Annotated in this window: 17 protein-coding genes; 7 read left to right on the forward strand and 10 right to left on the reverse strand. The window is 50.5% G+C overall.

Annotation, left to right across the window (positions count from 1 at the left end; all coding sequences use genetic code 11):
- Positions 1-87 precede the first annotated feature (87 nt).
- Entirely contained in the window at positions 88-522 is a 435-nt protein-coding gene (locus tag ACLPHM_RS05275) for an LptA/OstA family protein (protein ID WP_430220211.1), read from the reverse strand.
- 124 nt (positions 523-646) lie between these two features.
- Positions 647-946, reverse strand: coding sequence for an I78 family peptidase inhibitor (locus ACLPHM_RS05280; protein ID WP_430220212.1), 300 nt, complete (start codon positions 944-946; stop codon positions 647-649).
- A 140-nt stretch (positions 947-1,086) separates the two neighbouring features.
- On the opposite strand from ACLPHM_RS05280, the gene ACLPHM_RS05285 reads away from it, so the two are divergent.
- Positions 1,087-1,371, forward strand: a complete 285-nt coding sequence (locus tag ACLPHM_RS05285) for a hypothetical protein (protein WP_430220213.1) — start codon at positions 1,087-1,089, stop codon at positions 1,369-1,371.
- A gap of 51 nt (positions 1,372-1,422) precedes the next feature.
- Here the strand turns inward: ACLPHM_RS05285 and ACLPHM_RS05290 are convergent, their stop codons facing one another.
- The 4 genes from ACLPHM_RS05290 to ACLPHM_RS05305 form a co-directional block, all read right to left on the reverse strand.
- The gene (locus ACLPHM_RS05290) at positions 1,423-1,842 is read right to left on the reverse strand and encodes a DUF1090 domain-containing protein (protein ID WP_430220214.1); all 420 of its coding nucleotides are present in this window, start codon (positions 1,840-1,842) and stop codon (positions 1,423-1,425) included.
- 103 nt (positions 1,843-1,945) lie between these two features.
- A complete protein-coding gene (locus tag ACLPHM_RS05295) occupies positions 1,946-2,881 on the reverse strand; it encodes a DNA/RNA non-specific endonuclease (RefSeq protein ID WP_430220215.1) in 936 nt (311 codons plus the stop codon).
- 47 nt (positions 2,882-2,928) lie between these two features.
- A complete protein-coding gene (locus ACLPHM_RS05300) occupies positions 2,929-3,252 on the reverse strand; it encodes a tetratricopeptide repeat protein (RefSeq protein WP_430220216.1) in 324 nt (107 codons plus the stop codon).
- A 132-nt stretch (positions 3,253-3,384) separates the two neighbouring features.
- Complete coding sequence (locus tag ACLPHM_RS05305; protein ID WP_430220217.1) at positions 3,385-4,038, reverse strand: pyridoxine/pyridoxamine 5'-phosphate oxidase; 654 nt, start codon at positions 4,036-4,038, stop codon at positions 3,385-3,387.
- Positions 4,039-4,213: 175 nt separating this feature from the next.
- On the opposite strand from ACLPHM_RS05305, the gene ACLPHM_RS05310 reads away from it, so the two are divergent.
- From ACLPHM_RS05310 to ACLPHM_RS05320, 3 genes are all read left to right on the forward strand, one after another.
- Complete coding sequence (locus tag ACLPHM_RS05310; protein WP_430220218.1) at positions 4,214-4,753, forward strand: phosphatase PAP2 family protein; 540 nt, start codon at positions 4,214-4,216, stop codon at positions 4,751-4,753.
- 66 nt (positions 4,754-4,819) lie between these two features.
- Positions 4,820-5,767 carry a 50S ribosomal protein L3 N(5)-glutamine methyltransferase gene (gene prmB / locus ACLPHM_RS05315; protein ID WP_430220219.1) on the forward strand — a complete coding sequence of 316 codons (948 nt, stop codon included), beginning with the start codon at positions 4,820-4,822 and terminating at the stop codon, positions 5,765-5,767.
- Positions 5,764-7,692 carry an ABC-F family ATP-binding cassette domain-containing protein gene (locus tag ACLPHM_RS05320; RefSeq protein WP_430220220.1) on the forward strand — a complete coding sequence of 643 codons (1,929 nt, stop codon included), beginning with the start codon at positions 5,764-5,766 and terminating at the stop codon, positions 7,690-7,692. Before prmB ends, ACLPHM_RS05320 begins: the two co-directional genes overlap by 4 nt.
- A 196-nt stretch (positions 7,693-7,888) precedes the next feature.
- On the opposite strand, the gene ACLPHM_RS05325 is transcribed toward ACLPHM_RS05320, so the two are convergent.
- The 4 genes from ACLPHM_RS05325 to purN all read right to left on the reverse strand — a co-directional run bounded on the left by ACLPHM_RS05325 (position 7,889) and on the right by purN (position 13,470).
- Positions 7,889-10,183, reverse strand: coding sequence for a UvrD-helicase domain-containing protein (locus tag ACLPHM_RS05325; protein ID WP_430220221.1), 2,295 nt, complete (start codon positions 10,181-10,183; stop codon positions 7,889-7,891).
- Positions 10,180-11,400 carry a DesA family fatty acid desaturase gene (locus ACLPHM_RS05330; protein ID WP_430220222.1) on the reverse strand — a complete coding sequence of 407 codons (1,221 nt, stop codon included), beginning with the start codon at positions 11,398-11,400 and terminating at the stop codon, positions 10,180-10,182. Before ACLPHM_RS05330 ends, ACLPHM_RS05325 begins: the two co-directional genes overlap by 4 nt.
- A gap of 98 nt (positions 11,401-11,498) precedes the next feature.
- On the reverse strand, positions 11,499-12,794 hold the full coding sequence (locus tag ACLPHM_RS05335) for an RsmB/NOP family class I SAM-dependent RNA methyltransferase (protein WP_430220223.1): 1,296 nt from the start codon (positions 12,792-12,794) through the stop codon (positions 11,499-11,501).
- 28 nt (positions 12,795-12,822) lie between these two features.
- Positions 12,823-13,470 carry a phosphoribosylglycinamide formyltransferase gene (gene purN, locus ACLPHM_RS05340; protein WP_430220224.1) on the reverse strand — a complete coding sequence of 216 codons (648 nt, stop codon included), beginning with the start codon at positions 13,468-13,470 and terminating at the stop codon, positions 12,823-12,825.
- Between the two features lie 41 nt (positions 13,471-13,511).
- Between purN and ACLPHM_RS05345 the strand changes: the two genes are divergently transcribed.
- The 3 genes from ACLPHM_RS05345 to lspA are packed head-to-tail and all read left to right on the forward strand — an operon-like array spanning position 13,512 to position 17,842.
- Positions 13,512-14,477 carry a bifunctional riboflavin kinase/FAD synthetase gene (locus ACLPHM_RS05345; RefSeq protein ID WP_430220225.1) on the forward strand — a complete coding sequence of 322 codons (966 nt, stop codon included), beginning with the start codon at positions 13,512-13,514 and terminating at the stop codon, positions 14,475-14,477.
- The gene (ileS, locus tag ACLPHM_RS05350) at positions 14,467-17,310 is read left to right on the forward strand and encodes an isoleucine--tRNA ligase (RefSeq protein ID WP_430220226.1); all 2,844 of its coding nucleotides are present in this window, start codon (positions 14,467-14,469) and stop codon (positions 17,308-17,310) included. The genes ACLPHM_RS05345 and ileS overlap by 11 nt, the downstream gene beginning before the upstream one ends.
- The gene (lspA, locus tag ACLPHM_RS05355) at positions 17,303-17,842 is read left to right on the forward strand and encodes a signal peptidase II (RefSeq protein WP_430220227.1); all 540 of its coding nucleotides are present in this window, start codon (positions 17,303-17,305) and stop codon (positions 17,840-17,842) included. Before ileS ends, lspA begins: the two co-directional genes overlap by 8 nt.
- Positions 17,843-17,858 lie beyond the last annotated feature (16 nt).

Consider the following 17,858-nt stretch of genomic DNA (forward strand, 5'->3'; position numbering starts at 1 on the left):
TTATTATTTATCTATTTGTAAACAAAAAATAAGGCGTAGCAATTTGCTACGCCTTACTTAATCTTAGCTATTTGTTTTATAAGCTATTTATGTATCACATTCACTATTGTCAACTTGTGTCAGCTCTGCATAATAGCCAGATTCGACTTTAGTATTTAGGCATACTTTTTTATCAGGATTCCACCAATATGTTTCACCTTGCGATGAGTTCATTGGTAAGAAACCCTCTTTATAAAGTTTAATTTCACCATCCATTGCTGTTTTGCCCTTCAATATAGAGGCATCGAACAGATCGGATTTGTTAGGTACTTTAATCTGTGCTTCATCCGTTTTAATTTCGGAGTCGCCTTGGGTAATGACTACATTCCCTTTCGCGTGCAATAGCGTAGGCTCCAAGACCTCTATACTGTCAGCCCTTACCTCTAAATCGCCCACGCTGTAACGCTGTGCCTCTGCCTGCGCTCCTACAGAAAAACTAGCCACACACCCGGCCACGACAAGCATTTTATTCACCCACTTCATACAATCTCCTTGCTGCTGTAACACCCAGAATACCATTTACCTTTACTACTACAACAGCAAAAATGGGCTTTTCTTCGTAACGATATTCAACCTACGCGCTTCGTAGGCCTTGTATACGCCAACCTTAACCGCAAGATAGACGCGTTACAAACCCCTCGTCATTTACATACACATTTAAGCGCATAGGATTGAAGTCCATCGTCACTGCCGAATAGGGATAAATCACACGTGTATAAGGTGGCAATACATCCAGATTTAAGCTTTGCGCTGGCGTACCTACTAAATATTGAAATGTAGGCGCACCACACTCTTCACTTTGAAGTTGTGCTTCTTGCTCTGGCGTTAATGGCACGGTTTTACACGCTGCCAACATCAGCAATGGCATAGCAATGGCAATCACTTTCACTGTTTTTACAATACGCATCTCTGCTCCTTGCCCAATACTTTATATAAAGTGGTAATGCCTGCATTTTACACACCAACGCTACTACTACAGCATTATTTCAACCTGCTAAAATGCCTTATTTCTATCAGCAGGCCCTGCCCTGATTTTTCGGAACACTCATGAGTCAAACCACTCCTACCCAAGACCATCAAACTCTGCTTGGCATTGCGCTCGCTGACCAAGCTCTGCTCTCTGCACATCTGGCCATGTTTGCCGCCAAAACTGGACAAGCACAAGAAACACTGAATTTGCTGTACGCCATTGCAGATGAAATCTCTGATCGCTACTCTCTACCCGATACCGCCAGAAAAACAATGAAATCCCGTATCAAAGAGACTACTGAGCTAGCACGAGCCGTACTGGGTAAACAGGATGGCTCCACCCCCAAGAAAACCACACACTAAGAAAAAAGGCCTGCAACCACACGGTTACAGGCCTTTTTAAACACGTCTAGCTTAACGGCTACGTTGACGCCCCTCTGCATGAGGCAGGGATTGCAAATCTTCCATTTCTGCTTGTAAGTCGGCGAGTTTTTGACGCTTACGCTCTAGTTTGCGCTGCAGTCGCTCTACTTTATCTACACGACCCTCAGCTTGCTTTTCCTGGATTTCCTCAAGAATCTCATCGATATCTTCTTGTTGATCATCAATGTCTTCCTGAAGATCACGCAACAAGTACGCATCAGAGCAATGTGTTTGCACATTGGCTATGGCCCGCTCTAAACCCCGTTGACGATGCACATTTCCATGTTGCTTAGCGTAGTTAAGCTGCGTTTCCAGCGACTGTAGCTTACGCTCACAGCCATAGTTCTGCGCCGAAGCGGAATAAGCCACGCTGGATAGCACGACAATCATCGCCAATTGTAGTTTCTTCATTACTGATATTCTCCCTCAATAAGGTATTCCCTTATCATGCCACATCCTGCAGAAAGTGACTTGAGCGAGATTAAACGAGTGTTACCAAAGCTGATCATACTCACTACTGGGAAGGTAACACCTGAGGCAACAAGTGCAATCCCGTGCGTTGTACAAACTCGGCATAACTGATGGGTGGGCCCACTTTAGTTTCCGGTTTATTCTCGTGCCAATGCACCCATGAACGCCCGGTGGTGGCATCGTAAACCACCTTATACAGATGCGTAGGCACAACCACGCGCCCCTCACCCACAACGTTTTGTTGATTGGCGTAATAAGGCCCCGTAAATACGTAGACATCACCTTGGGCTCTACTTACATATTTGCGTGTATCATTTTCGATGCGGCTCCATGCCCCTGCATTATGACGCTGATCCTGAGGCACCATATTGGCCAGCGAAAAGCTTTGCGCCATCGCATCGGCATCGTGCATATCGCCTGCTGGAGCCATATGACCACGTGAATACCCCGAGCGCCTGTAATCATCGAGCTTGGCCCGTTCCACTCGAGGTAAACGCCCCTCTTCATAGAACCTATCCGTACGAGCTTGCCCTTTGGCTCGGCTGATCATCTGCCTGTTCAAACGCTGCGCAACGAATATCGGGGTTTTAGTTTGCCCGTTATGTAATATCGCAAATGCGCTAAAGCACAGTTCTCGCAATTGCTCACCACTGGGCACAATGGGGCGCGGCCCTGGAAACATCTGGGTGCATTGAGAAAAAGACGTCTGTACGTGTTGCGAGACATTGGGAGTCTCTGGCGTGTATTCAGCCACCTCCACCGGCTGGAGCAGGGTCTGCAACTCAGCCCACTTTTGCACCAACTCATCTTTAAGGTATCTGCCATCAGCATGCCACAGCACACTACTGACACTAAATACAGCGATCGCCGTTAGGCTTACCGTGCGCCAAAACTTACTCAGCCCACCCTGACTTGCGCCCTGCGATGCGCGACGCTTAGGTGCGGCGCGCGATACTCCTGATTTTTTCCGTTCTGCCATACTACCTGCTACTACTTTGCTACCGTGGCCCTACTCAGACCATATCCCTACTCTGTCTTACGCAGCTTATCTACACGACGTAAAAAAACCTGCATGATTTTTTCGGCTTGCTTATCGCCTTTGGTTTGCGCCACCGACATGCCTTGTTCCCATGTCTGACGAGCCAGCTCTGTATCGCCAGAGTCCAAATAAGCTTGCCCTAGGATTTGCCACGCAGCCGAATAATGCGGATCTTGTGCCACACACTGCTGTAAGTGTGTGATCGCTAGGGCTGTATTCTGCTGGTCCAAATACGCCTTGCCCAAACCAAAGCGCAATAACGGCGTATCCATTACTTTTTCCAGCATTGCTTCCAATGCATCTACATTCATAACCAGCCCTTTTCCTCGTACCTTACTGCGTAGTTATCCCCATGCCCTGTGCATAACGCTGGGGGAAACCCTTGAATGCATTGCGCCAACACAGCAGCTATGCGGCTCTTCACTTGCCCGAGCAGTTTCTGCTCACGGCCACAAACGTTCTTTGATCCAACCGGTGTTCGTAGATTCTGTACGTCTATAACGCAAACGCACATGATTACGCTCAGTGTCGCCCTGCCAGAACTCCACCTCGTGCGCCTCTACCCTATACACCACCCAATCGGGATTAGCCAACGTAGGATCGTGCTCCACTCGCTGTCGCTGCTGAGCGAGACCATTGATGAGCTCCTGCTCATTCAACAGCACATCACTTTGCCGCCCCAATAAAGCTCCTGCCCTAGAGCCCACAGGACGCTCCTGAAAATCGCTTTGGCATACCTGCGCTGACGCAGCAATCACCTCACCTCGTATGCGAACCTGACGCCCTAAGGGCTGCCAATAAAAGGTCAATGCCGCCTTATGAGTAGCTTCCACCTGCTTAGATTTTGGGCTGCGTCGCGTGGTGGCAAAGTACCAACCTTGCTCATCCAGATTTTTAAGAATCAAGACTCGCGCATCGGGCATGCCCTGCTCATCTACTGTGGAAAGTGTCATCGCATGCGCCTCTGCAATACCGGCATCAATAGCCGCCTGCAACCACTCTTGAAATAACGGTAACGGCTGCTCAGGTGCGGCAGCGATCACAAAGGATTGAAAAGGCCCTGCCAGCGATTTTAGTCCGCGCAATACCTGCTGCATTCCGATCCCTCGTTCAGTCTAGGCTCATGGACAACATTGTCCACCGTTATAGATTGTAACGAGATCATCGCAAAACAGGGGCAACGTAACATCTCGCAACATCCATTCAGCGCCGAATTGCCTCATGCGTATAATTTAGAATTATTGCAGTTGCGTTACAAAAAGGTTGTTTGTTGTGGAAGCGTTTAATCAAAAACTATTTTTATGGATCAATGCCAGTGCTGATGCCCCGTTATGGCTTATAGACAGTGCTCGTTTTTTAGCTGAGTGGCCCTTAATCATCGCCGCGCTGTTAGCGCTACTCACGCTGCCCATGCATCCAAAACACGCTCCCCTCATTATGTTACGCGTAGGTTGCACGCTGGTTTTAGCCCTTACTGTTGCCTATCTTTTCCGCTACAACATGGAGCACGCACGCCCCTTTGTGATGGGCTTAGGGCGGACGCTAACTGAACATGCCGCTACCTCATCCTTTCCCAGCATTCACATGACCCTAGTGTTGGCTACGGGATTCCCACTGTTTTTTATGGCCATTACACGCGCTACAGGTGCCATGATTCTTTTCATGTCGGCATTGGTGGCATGGGCCCGCATTTACTTAGGCGTGCACTTCCCCTTTGATATGTTGGGGGCGCTGGTGGTCTCGCTATTATCTGCACTGATTGTGCAACGCCTGCCACTAGAAAAGCTGATACCAGCACGTTTTTCTTCCTGATCTACAGCCTAGAGCCAGTACAATAGGGCATTGTCAGTTTTTGCCTCACCCTCGTCGTAGGGTGCCATGGCTTGCCCTATTCTAGGATCGATAGTGTCACATTCCTCTTTCACAGAACACTGCCATAACGCGGTAGACGAACTGCGTACGCTGCGCGATGTATTGCGCTGGTCTGTTAGCCAGTTCAATGCCCACCAGCTCAGCTTCGGCCACGGTAGCGATAACGCATGGGATGAAGCCGTGTATTTGGTGCTGTTCAGCTTGAACCTGCCCCCTGATACGCTAGAACCTTTTCTAGACTGCCGTCTTACCAAGCAAGAGCGTCAACGCTGCATAGACATGATTGCACGCCGTTGCTCTGATCGTTTGCCTGCTGCTTATCTAACAGGTGAAGCATGGTTGCAAGGCTATAAGTTCAAAGTCGATCAGCGCTGCATCGTGCCTCGCTCGCCTATTTCCGAACTACTGATGCAGCAACTCTCCCCGTGGATAGAAGAGCCAGAAGACGTCAGTAGCGTACTGGATCTCTGCACCGGTAGTGGCTGCTTGGCTATCATCGCTGCCAACATGTTTGAGAACGCCTTGGTGGATGCTGTAGACCTATCACCGGATGCATTGGCTATCGCTCAAGAAAACGTACACGACTACGAGCTAGAAGACCGCCTGCAGCTCTTTCAAGGTGACTTATACGAGGCCTTGCCTCCTAGCCGTTATCAATTGATTATCAGTAACCCTCCCTACGTGAATGAAGGCTCTATGCAGGCCTTGCCAGAAGAATATCTGCACGAGCCCCGACTGGCGCTCGCTGGTGGTGACGATGGCATGGTGCTCGTGCGCCGCATTATTGAGGGTGCAGCAGAACGCCTCACCGACAACGGTATTTTGGTACTAGAAATTGGTAATGAGTACGCTAATTTCGTCGAAGCCTTCCCTCATTTAGACCCCGTATGGCTCAGTACTGAAAACGCAGAAGACCAAATTCTGCTACTGACCAAGGAGCAGTTGGAAGCGTGATCAGAGCCTCTAATCTTTCCTTACGCCGCGGCATTAAAGTCCTACTAGATCAAGCAGAGTTCACCATACACCCCGGCGAGCGTGTTGGTGTTGTGGGTCGTAATGGCGCCGGAAAATCCACATTATTTGCGCTGCTCAAAGGCGAGTTAGATGCCGATAGCGGTCAACTAGACATGCCCGAAAGCTGGCGTATGGCCAGCGTAGAGCAAGAGATCAACGATAGGGATCGCCCTGCTCGCGAATTCGTCATTGATGGCGACACGCACTTGCGTGAGCTGCAACGACAACGTGCTGACTGTAAAGAATCTGAGGGTGAGCGCATTGCCGAGCTAGAAGCCCAGCTCATCGAGGCAGACGCCTGGTCCGCGCCTTCCAGAGCCGAACAACTGCTGGCAGGCTTGGGCTTTAAGCCCGATCAGTGGATGCGCCCAGTCGGCGAATTCTCGGGCGGTTGGCAAATGCGCCTAGCATTAGCCCGTGCCCTAATGGCCCCCTCTGACTTGCTGCTGCTGGATGAGCCCACCAACCACTTGGACTTGGACGCCATGCTCTGGCTTGAGCGTTGGCTAGGCTCTTACCCCGGCACCGTGCTGATTATTTCTCACGATACGGAGTTCTTGGATGCCGTTGCACGCATCATTTTGCACTTTGACCACCAAAAGCTAGAGCGCTATCGTGGCACCTATCAAGACTTTCTGATGCAGCGTGCTGAAAAAGCACGCCAACTTAGCATTGCTCATGAACGCCAAGGACGCGAAACAGCTAAGCTGCAAGCGTTTATTGACCGTTTCAAAGCCAAGGCCAGCAAAGCCAAACAAGCCCAAAGCCGTGTGAAAGCGTTGGCACGTATGCAATCGCTGGCGCCATTAAAAACTGATAGCACGCTAGACATACACCTGCCAGAACCGCAATCCATGCCAGACCCGTTACTGCGACTGGTGGATGCCAACCTAGGTTATGCAGCCGAACTAGCTGATGAGCCTCCACGCATCATCTTGAAGCAAATCAAGCTAGACGTACGTGGTGGTGCACGCATTGGTATTTTGGGTGTGAACGGCGCAGGTAAATCCACCCTGATCAAAACCCTCGCACAAGAGCTTAACCCCTTGTCTGGCGAATTGATCTGCTCCAGCCGTTTGGAAGTAGGCTACTTTGCTCAGCATCAGTTGGACATGATTGATGCTAACGCCTCCCCTATTCTGCATCTGCAACGCATTGCGCCCGAAGTGCGCGAGCAAGAGCTGCGTAACTATCTAGGCCGTTTTGGCTTTAGTGGCAACATGGCAATGGACACCACTGCTGGATTTTCCGGTGGTGAAAAAGCCCGTTTAGCCTTGGCCCTCATCGTTTGGCGCAAACCCAACTTGCTGCTACTGGATGAACCTACCAACCACTTGGACGTAGAAACACGCGAAGCACTGAGCCAAGCCCTAGCCGAGTACGAAGGTAGTGTCATTATCGTGTCGCACGATAGGCAACTGCTACGCAGCACGGTAGACGACTTCTGGATTGTGGCTGATGGCCAAGTTCAAGAGTTCGATGGTGACTTAGAAGACTACCGCGAATGGCTACAGAAACGTCAGAGCTCATCCTCAAGCGCTGCCAATGGGGAAGACGATGGTTCAGACACCCCTGCAGTAGATAGGCGTCAACAGCGTAAAAACGATGCACAGGAGCGTCAGCGCTTGGCTGTTCTGCGCAAACCGTTAGAAAAGCAGGTGCAAAAAATCGAGGCCAGCATGGAAAAACTGGCGGCACGCATAGAAGAACTGGATGCACTCATTGCTGACCCAGACTTCTACACAGATGCGTACAAGGCACAACGCCCCGCTCTGCTTGCTGAACATGGTGAGTGCAGCCAAAAGCACGCCAGCCTTGAAGAAGAATGGCTAGAACTGCAAGAGCAGATTGAAGCACTAGTCTAAAGCGCTGTAAACCTAGCCACACCCAACACAATCGGGGAGACAGAGAGGAAACTTTTGTGATTTGGTGTCTCAAATCACAAAAAGCTCTCCTTCCCCCAACACGTGCGATGAATACAGCCTTTCTACGGCGCATAAAAAAGCTTCACATAGACATCCCCATGTGAAGCTTTTTCCAAAACCACTCTAGCAGCAACAATCAGCCTGCAATAATCTCAATCTTGGCTATACCCAACGCCAATGTCTTCATCCCCGCATCTCGGAACTGAATTTGAGCCTGTGCCTCATTACCACTGCCGCTTAAGTTCAAAATCGTGCCATCACCAAACTTCTGATGGCGCACACCTTGCCCCACTCGGAAATGCTTATCGCCCACCACCACACCACCACTGGCGCTGAAATTGGGGGTGTTCATACGCATGCTACTACCTTGCTGACCCTGCCAGCTGGAGCCGCGTCTAAACGCACCACCGCCCCAGCTTGTACCAGAAGACGATACGCTTTCTTGTACGCGTACCTGAGGAGTCAACCATTTCATGTGCTGCTCAGGCACTTCATCCAAGAAGCGCGAACGCATGGCGTAGCGTGTTTGGCCATGTAGCATACGGCTTTGCGCAAGCGTAATGTACAAACGCTTGCGTGCACGCGTAATAGCCACGTACATAAGACGCCGCTCTTCCTCTAGACCGCCTGGCTCGCCAATGCTGTTGTCGTGCGGGAATAGACCTTCTTCTAAGCCTGTCACAAACACAGCATCAAACTCCAAACCTTTGGCGGCGTGCGTGGTCATCAGTTGAATAGCATCTTCGCCGGTCTGCGCTTGGTTATCACCTGCCTCCAACGAAGCATGCGTCAAGAAAGCCCCTAGTGCCGACATAGGCGCTAGTGCTGGCAAGCCGCTTTCAGTTTCAGGTACTGAACCTGGCACAGCTTCCGGAATACGACCTGCTGGCGTACCCGCAAAGTTTTCTTCCTGCTCAAACACCGTTGCCGCGTTGACCAACTCTTGCAAGTTTTCCAGACGCTCGGCACCTTCTCTGTCAGCCTGATAATGCGTTAACAAGCCACTTTCGTGTACCACTAGCTCAATCAGCTCAGGTAGCGAAACCACTTGCGCTTCACTAGCCAAACGATGAATCAGCTCTACAAAGGCCTGCAAATTGCTAGCCGCTCTACCACTCATGTACGGTACAGCCTGATACAGGCTAATGCCATACTGTCTCGCGTGATCGCCCAGCGTTTCTAATGACCTAGCCCCAATACCCCGCGTAGGAAAGTTCACTACACGTAGCCATGAGGTGTCATCAAAGGGGTTATGTATGAGACGCAGGTATGCCAATACGTGTTTAATTTCTTGACGCTCAAAAAAGCGTTGGCCGCCATACACTTTGTACGGAATCCCAGAACTAAACAGATGATGCTCAAGCACACGCGATTGCGCATTACTGCGATACAGAATCGCAATTTGATCTCTGGCCCAACCATCACGTATTAAGGCGCGAATTTCATCCACTACCCATTGCGCTTCCAAGGTATCAGAGGCTTGCTCGGACACTCGAATCTGTTCGCCTTCGCCAGAATCCGTCCAGAGGTTTTTACCCAAGCGATTCTTATTCTGAGAAATCAGGGCATTTGCCGCATCCAGAATATGGGCACTAGATCGGTAGTTTTGCTCAAGACGTATCACATTGCCGTTTGCATACTGGCGCTCGAAGTCGGCCATATTGCCTACATTCGCACCACGGAATGCATAGATAGACTGATCGTCATCACCCACAGCAAAAATGGCCGCGCCATCGCCCGCCAACAATTGCAGCCACTTGTACTGCAAACGGTTAGTATCTTGAAACTCGTCCACCAAGATATGACGGAAACGTCGCTGGTAATGCTTACGTACAGGCTCATTGCGTTGCAGCAGCTCATAGGCGCGCAACAACAATTCAGCGAAGTCTACTACGCCTTCACGTTCACATTGCTCTTGGTATTGTCTATACAAGTCCACCAGCATTTTCTGGTGTGGATCAAACTCATCCAAATCATCTGGCCTAAAGCCATCTTCTTTGCTGGAGTTGATAAAGCGCTGCACATCACGAGGTGGATACTTCTCATCATCCACATTACTCGCTTTAATCAGGCGCTTGATCGCAGACAGTTGGTCTGCGCTATCTAGAATTTGAAAGCTTTGGGGCAACCCAGCGTCGCGGTGATGCGCGCGCAGTAAACGATTGCACAAGCCGTGAAAGGTACCTACCCACATGCCTCGCGTATCGATGGGCATTTGCGCTTGCAAACGCGTCAACATCTCACGAGCAGCTTTATTGGTAAAGGTTACCGCCATTAAAGCAAAAGGGCTTAGTTGTTGCGTTTGCATCAACCAAGCCATTCGGGTAGTCAGGACTCGCGTTTTTCCGCTGCCTGCTCCCGCCAACACTAAGGTATGGACGGGAGCTTGTGTGACTGCCTGTTGCTGCTGAGGGTTCAGTCCATGCATCATGCCGCGTAGCGACGCAGACGTTGCGCAAATTGTTCCAAACTCTCAATACCGCTTTGCTGTGCACGCTGGCACCAGCCGCGCAAATCAGCCAACAACTGTTCACTGGATGCGGTAGAGCTTTCCCATATACGGGACAGTTCCATTTGCATACGCACCACGGTAGACAGGCGTGTATCTTCTTCCAACACAGTTTGCAACTGCGCGCGCTGTTCTGGATCCAGCACTTCGTCACCACGACCAATCCAGTCGCCGCAACGCTTCAACAAGCCCCATTTGCAGTTAGGATCGGCTGCATTCAGGGAAGGTTTCAAACGCGCCAACTCTTCTTTGGCCGTATTGCTGATGATCTCAGCATAACGCGCCAAAATTTCGTAGCGGTGTGTGATCACGCCCTGCAATGTAGACAAGCTGATGCTGTCTGCCAATGCCTTGCTTTCTGGTTCCAGCTTCAGCTTAGGCGCTACTTTTTTCACCTGCGCCAGTTTGAAGAACTTCAGCACACTGATGTAGCACCAGCCCAAGTCAAACTCGTACCACTTGCTGGAGAACTTCGCAGAAGTACCGTAAGCATGGTGGTTGTTGTGCAGCTCTTCGCCACCAATGATGATCCCGATTGGGAACACGTTGGTGCTGGTATCAGGGCTAGCAAAGTTTCGGTAGCCCACAGCGTGGCCTAAACCGTTTACAACACCAGCTGCCCAGAATGGAATCCATGCCATCTGTACTGCCCACACTGCTAAGCCTTCTAGGCCAAACAGCATGATATCCAGAACCAGCATGATCAAAATACCAAGCAGGTTATGTTTGGAGTACACATTGCGCTCCATCCAGTCATCCGGCGTGCCGTGACCGAAGCGTTTCAATGTTTCTTCGTTTGTTGCTTCCAAGCGATACAATTCTGCACCACGGAAGAACACCATACCCAAACCAAATACTACGGGCGAGTGAGGATCACCTTCACGTTCGCAACGTGCGTGGTGTTTACGGTGAATAGCCACCCACTCTTTGGTGACCATACCGGTAGTCATCCAAAGCCAAAAACGGAAAAAGTGCATCACAGCTGGATGCAGATCCAAGCCACGATGGGCCTGACTACGGTGAAGGAATACTGTCACCGAAACAATAGTAATGTGCGTAAGCACCAGGGTAATCAGTACAACCTGCCACCAAGACAGTTGCAAGAACCCACCAGCTAGAAAATTCAGAAAATTTTGCATAGACCTTTTATAGATGATCCATGATGATAAAGACACGAAAAGTGTAGCTCACTTGGGGTTTAGAGGACAGCAATATTTCAACTGCAATGTCAACCCCATCAAGAAGCGCCAGCCGTTCTCACGAGAACTGCTGCAAAAAAACCGTCCGTCCCATGCAGATCTGGACGCAGGCTTAAATAATCACCCTGCATGAGTAAATTAGGTATACGAGCTTTAAGCACCTCATTTACTGGCACCACTTGAAAGTCTGGACATGCCTGCAGGAAGGCCTGGATCTGTTGCTCATTTTCCTGCGGCAGCACACTACACGTAGCATAAACAAGTCTACCACCTGGAGCCACGCACTTTGCTGCTCTTTGCAAGATCACTTGCTGTAGCTCAACATATTGCGTGATTTCTTCTGCCCGTAGACGCCATTTTAGATCAGGGTTGCGGCGTAAAGTTCCCAAACCGCTACACGGCGCATCAACTAAAACACGCTGAGCTTTGCCGTAAAAACGCTGCAAACGCGCATCATCGTTTTCAGGAATCGCAAAACTGTTCACATTATCGATACCGCAACGGGCAAACCTAGGCTTGGCGCGTTCTAAACGTGCCGCCGAAACATCCATGGCATACAACTTTCCGGTGCCGCGCATCAGCGCGCCCAGCAGCAGGCTTTTGCCCCCTGCCCCTGCACAAAAATCGATAATAATTTCATTACGTCGAGGCGCTACCAAGGCTGCCAGAATCTGACTGCCCTCGTCTTGCACCTCTAGCTCTCCTTTATCGAACTCAGGCCAATGACGCAAAGTAGGCCTTCCTTCTAAACGAATCCCCCACGGTGAGTAACTCATGGCTTCAGGCTTAAAGGCTGCGCGCTCACCTTGCTGCAGGGTTTTCAGCATTTTCTTGCGATCTGCACGCAGCGGATTCACACGTATATCAATACTGGCCTCACTATTCAGCGCTGCCGCCAAAGCCTCTGGATTGTCTTGTTTTTGCAGTTCTTCAGCCAACCAATCAGGCAAACTAAAACGCTGCGCAAAAGGCAAATTCTCTTTATTCGCAGCACAAGCCTGCTGCAACCACTGCTGCTCTTCTGCCTCTAGCTCTTGACTGACTGCCTCCAACCCGTGCAATTCCGCCAGCGCCAACAGTGCCATCCTACGGCCCTGTTGTTCGCCAGAATCGGCTGTCAGTTGTTCAAACAAACGCCACTGACGCAACAAAGCGAACACGGCATCACTGAGCTCTGCTCGGTCGCGACCACCTAAAGCTGGCTGACCTTTCATCCATTGCGCCAGCACAGCATCGGCAGGTTGCTGCCAGTCTTTCAACAACGGCATAACTTCCTGCAATTGCTGGACACGCTGCGGAACACGGATAAAACGAGAAGGAGAAACCTGAGACATAGCCACCTAAGAGCAAATTACAACAAATTTAGATAAATGCACGGGAGGACACGCCTGCGACCTGCACTTCTTTACCATCCACACATTGTACGCGGCCTTCCACCAACCAACGCACCACCTCGGTGTAGACCTTATGCTCTACCGGGAGCAAGCGTTCTGCCAGCGTTTGCGCATCATCACCTGTGCATACCGGCACAATCCCCTGCGCAATGGTTGGGCCACTGTCTAACTCTGGCGTCACAAAATGCACGGTACATCCATGCCATTGCACACCCGCTTCCAATGCTTGCTGATGCGTATGCAAACCGGGGAATAGTGGTAGCAAGGAGGGATGTACATTAATCAGACGGCCTAGATAATGGCGCACAAAACCGGGGGTCAACACGCGCATAAACCCAGCCAACAACACATAATCTGGCGCGTAAGCATCTATGGTTTCTTGCAGAACCGCATCAAACTGCTCTCGGCTTTGGTATTCTGTATGGTTAATATAGTGGGTTACGATGCCTTTTTGCTCTGCCCACTGCACACCTTCTGAGTTTGCTCTGTGCGTGATCACGGCACAAACCTCTGCAGGCCAACCGTTGTGACGTATTGCGTCTACAATAGCCTGCATATTTGAACCGCGACCTGAGATTAAAATAACCAGCCTGCGCGCTGTAGCACTCTCTGTCAAAACCTTTCCTTTACTCAATCTGGCTTAACCTTCATCAAACCGTGAAATCCGCTTTATCCATTTATCGCACACTGCCACGCTTTGACTCATCACGGCCCAGCGCCGTCACCATTGGCAACTTTGATGGTGTACACCTAGGTCATCAAGCCATACTGGAAAAGGTACGCAGCGAAGCCTGTACTCGTGAACTTACTCCTACCGCCATCACGTTCACCCCGCACCCTAGAGCCTATTTTGCTCAGCGAGGAAACAGGCCAGAGCTAGCACCTACCCAAATCAGCAGTCTGCGTGACAAACTATCGTTGCTCGCATGCCACGGAATGGCGCAAATTGTACTGGCAAAATTCAATCATGCGTTCGCTGATATGCGCGCCGAGCAGTTTATACAACAACTTCTGGTCGATGGTCTGAACACGCGTTGGCTCTTGGTAGGTAAAGATTTCCGCTTTGGCCATCAACGCCAAGGTAACGTAGAACTGCTCATGGACTACGGGAAACGCTTGGGCTTCGAAGTACAAACCATAGAAGACATTGCCGACGCACAAGGCCATCGCATTTCCAGTAGCGAACTGCGTTCTTTACTGGCCGTAGGCAATATGACCCGTAGCGCAGAGCTGTTGGGACAACCGTATCAACTTAGCGGCCATGTGATCCATGGCCAAAAGTTGGGACGAACCCTGAATTTCCCCACCCTAAATATTGCTGTACCTGAACACTGTGCTGCACGTTCAGGTATATATATTGTACGTGTACATGGCCTTGGCCCTCAGCCCTTAGCGGGCGTGGCCAGCCTAGGCGTACGCCCTACCGTCACCGATACCGGAGCATTGTTGCTGGAAGTGCATTTACTCGACATCAACATCGACGCTTACGGTAAACTGGTGAAGGTTGATTTCCTAAACTTTGTACGGGAAGAAGAAAAATTCCCTGATCTCCAAACTTTGACTGCTGCCATCGAAAACGATGCGCAACAGGCTCGCGAGTATTTTGTTGTCAATGGACTATAAAAACACCTTAAACCTGCCCAACACCCCCTTTCCAATGCGGGGAGACCTCCCTAAACGTGAACCCGGCTGGATTGCCGACTGGGAGGAGAAAAAAGTCTATGAGGCCATTCGCGCCGCCAGCAAAGGACGTCCGAAATTCGTGTTGCACGACGGCCCTCCTTACGCCAATGGCTCTTTGCACTTAGGCCACGCTGCCAACAAAATTCTTAAAGATATTATTGTTAAAAGCCACAACATGGCTGGCTTTGATGCGCAATACGTACCTGGCTGGGATTGCCACGGTATGCCTATCGAAGTGCAAATTGAAAAGCTGTATGGCAAAAACCTGCCAGTAGCTGAAACCCAAGCCAAAGCTCGCGCTTATGCGCTTGAGCAAATCGACCACCAACGCAAAGACTTCAAACGCCTGGGCGTACTGGGCGAATGGGATAACCCCTACCTGACCATGAACTACAGTAACGAAGCCGATGAGCTGCGTGTGCTGTCTAGAATCATGCAAAAAGGCTTTGTATTCCGTGGTTTGAAACCGGTGAACTGGTGTTTTGACTGTCAATCCGCATTGGCCGAAGCCGAAGTGGAATACGCCAACCGCACAGACCCTTCTATTTACGTCGCATTCCGCTTTGACCAGCCTGAATTGGTCGCCAAAGCCTTCAAACACGCTACGGCAGTAGACGGTGCTGTTGTCATTTGGACCACCACACCGTGGACTATCCCCTCTAACCAAGCTCTGAATATTCATCCAGAAGAAGAATATGCATTGGTAGAACTGGACGAAGCACGCAGCACAGGTAAATACCTGCTGATCGCATCCGACTTGGTAGAAAGCTGCCTAGAAGACTGGAAGCTGAGCGGTAAGATCGTAGCTCGCGCTATAGGTAGCGATTTAGAGGGCTTGGAGTTCCGTCATCCTCTGTACGACGTAGACCCTGGTTACGCACGCTTGTCGCCTGCGTACTGTGCTGAATACGTAACACTGGATTCCGGTACTGGCGTGGTGCACTCCGCACCTGCTTACGGTATTGATGACTTCCAAATCTGCAAAAAACACGGTTTAGACGATAAAGACATCATCAGCCCAGTCATGGGGAATGGCGTGTATGCCAGCACCCTGCCTTTGTTTGGCGGCATGATGATCTGGGATGCTAATCCTAAAATCGTTGAAGCACTGCAAGAAGCGGGTTCTTTGCTGAAATTCGAAAAGAACACGCACAGCTACATGCACTGCTGGCGTCACAAAACACCCATTATCTACCGTGCTACCAGCCAATGGTTTGCTGGCATGGACAAAGCCAACAGTACCGGCCGCACCCTGCGCGAAATGGCACTAGAAGCCGTAGATGCTACAAAATTCTATCCCTCTTGGGGACATGCACGTTTGCATGCCATGATCGCCAATCGCCCTGACTGGACACTATCCAGACAGCGCCAGTGGGGCGTGCCTATGGCTTTCTTTGTACACAAAGAAACAGGTGAACTGCACCCACGTACGCCTGAGTTGATGGAAGAAATCGCCAAACTAATCGAGGTCAAAGGTATCGAGGCCTGGCAAGAACTGGATATCAACACCTTCTTGGGTGAAGATGCGCAGTTCTACGAGAAAAACCGTGACACGCTGGACGTGTGGTTTGACTCTGGCTCTACCCATGCCACCGTGTTGGGTGGTGATCATGATGGCCAAATCAAAGGTTCGCACTCTGACCAATTAAACTGGCCTGCCGACCTCTATTTGGAAGGCTCTGATCAGCACCGTGGTTGGTTCCACTCATCCCTGCTAACTGGCTGCATGCTCTATGGCCGTGCGCCGTACAAAGCCTTGCTGACACACGGCTTCGTGGTTGATGGTGAAGGCCGTAAGATGAGTAAATCTATCGGTAACATCATTCTGCCGCAAACCGTGGCCGATAAGATGGGCGCTGAAATTCTGCGTTTATGGACAGCATCTACCGACTACTCGGGTGAGCTCTCTATTTCCGATGAAATTCTGAAACGCGTGGTAGAAGGCTACCGTCGTATTCGTAATACCTTGAAGTTCTTGTTAGGTAACGTTGCTGATTTCGATATCACTAAAGACGGTGTAGACCTAGACAAGATGCTGGAAATCGACCGCTATGCGCTGGACATGACGGCTAGCATGCAGGCCGAAGTAGAAGCACATTACAAGGTATATGAATTCCACCCTATCGTGTCTCGCTTGCAGATTTTCTGCTCCGAAGACTTGGGCGCATTCTATCTGGATATTCTGAAAGACCGTTTATACACTGCTGCCCCAACTAGCTTGGCTCGCCGCTCTGCACAAACGGCCATTTGGCATATCACCCATGCCTTACTGAAACTGATGGCACCGATTCTGTCTTTCACAGCCGAAGAAGCTTGGAAAGACTTGCACTGCGACGAAGCAACGCCCCCACTGACTATCTTTACAGAGTTGTTCCATGCCTTCCCTGAGATGGCTGACAACGATGCACTGAGTCAAAAATGGTTGCGTCTGCGCGCTATTCGTTCGGATGTAATGAAACACATCGAAGACGTACGTAGCGCAGGCAAGATTGGCTCATCCTTGGCCGCCGAGCTAGACATCTACGCTGACGCCACCGACCACCCCATCTTGGCAAGCCTAGGCGACGACCTACGCTTTGTGATGATGGTCTCCCGCGCCACGCTGCACCAAGCCGATGCACTGCGCATTGAGGTGTCCGCCAGCGAAGAAGAGAAGTGTGAGCGTTGCTGGCACCACCGTGAAGACGTAGGTAGCCACACCGATCACCCAACTCTGTGCGGTCGTTGTGTAGAAAACCTATTTGGTGACGGCGAACCTAGATACTATGCCTGAGCCAGTAGTCAATAACCTCAGCACCCCCAGCAAGCCGGCCGATCGCCGGCTGTTCTGGGGGTGGCTCTTGCTTGCGCTGGTCATCATCCTGCTTGACCAGCAAAGCAAAAGCTATTTCAACCAGAATCTGCTGTACGCAGAGCGCTGGAACGTATTCCCATTTTTTGACTTCACCCTACTCTATAACCCCGGAGCAGCCTTTAGCTTCTTGGCCGGCGGTTCAGGTTGGCAAAAATGGTTCTTTTTAGGCATTGCAGCTGTTGCCTGCTCCCTCATTCTGTACTGGCTACGTCGCAACCCCGGTCAACGGATGTTCTGCGCGTCGTTAAGCCTCATCCTAGGCGGAGCCTTGGGCAACGTAATCGATAGACTGCTACACGGCCATGTCGTCGATTTCTTATTGTTTCATTGGAAAGGCTGGTATTTTCCGGCATTCAACATTGCTGACGTCGCCATTACGTGCGGTGCTATTCTATTGTTGATTGACGAGTTTCTTCGCGTTCGCAAGCAGCGTCAATCCCAAGACGATTAATCTTTCAGGACATGTG

This window comes from Paenalcaligenes sp. Me131 (assembly GCF_050487225.1).
Lineage (GTDB): Bacteria > Pseudomonadota > Gammaproteobacteria > Burkholderiales > Burkholderiaceae_B > Paenalcaligenes.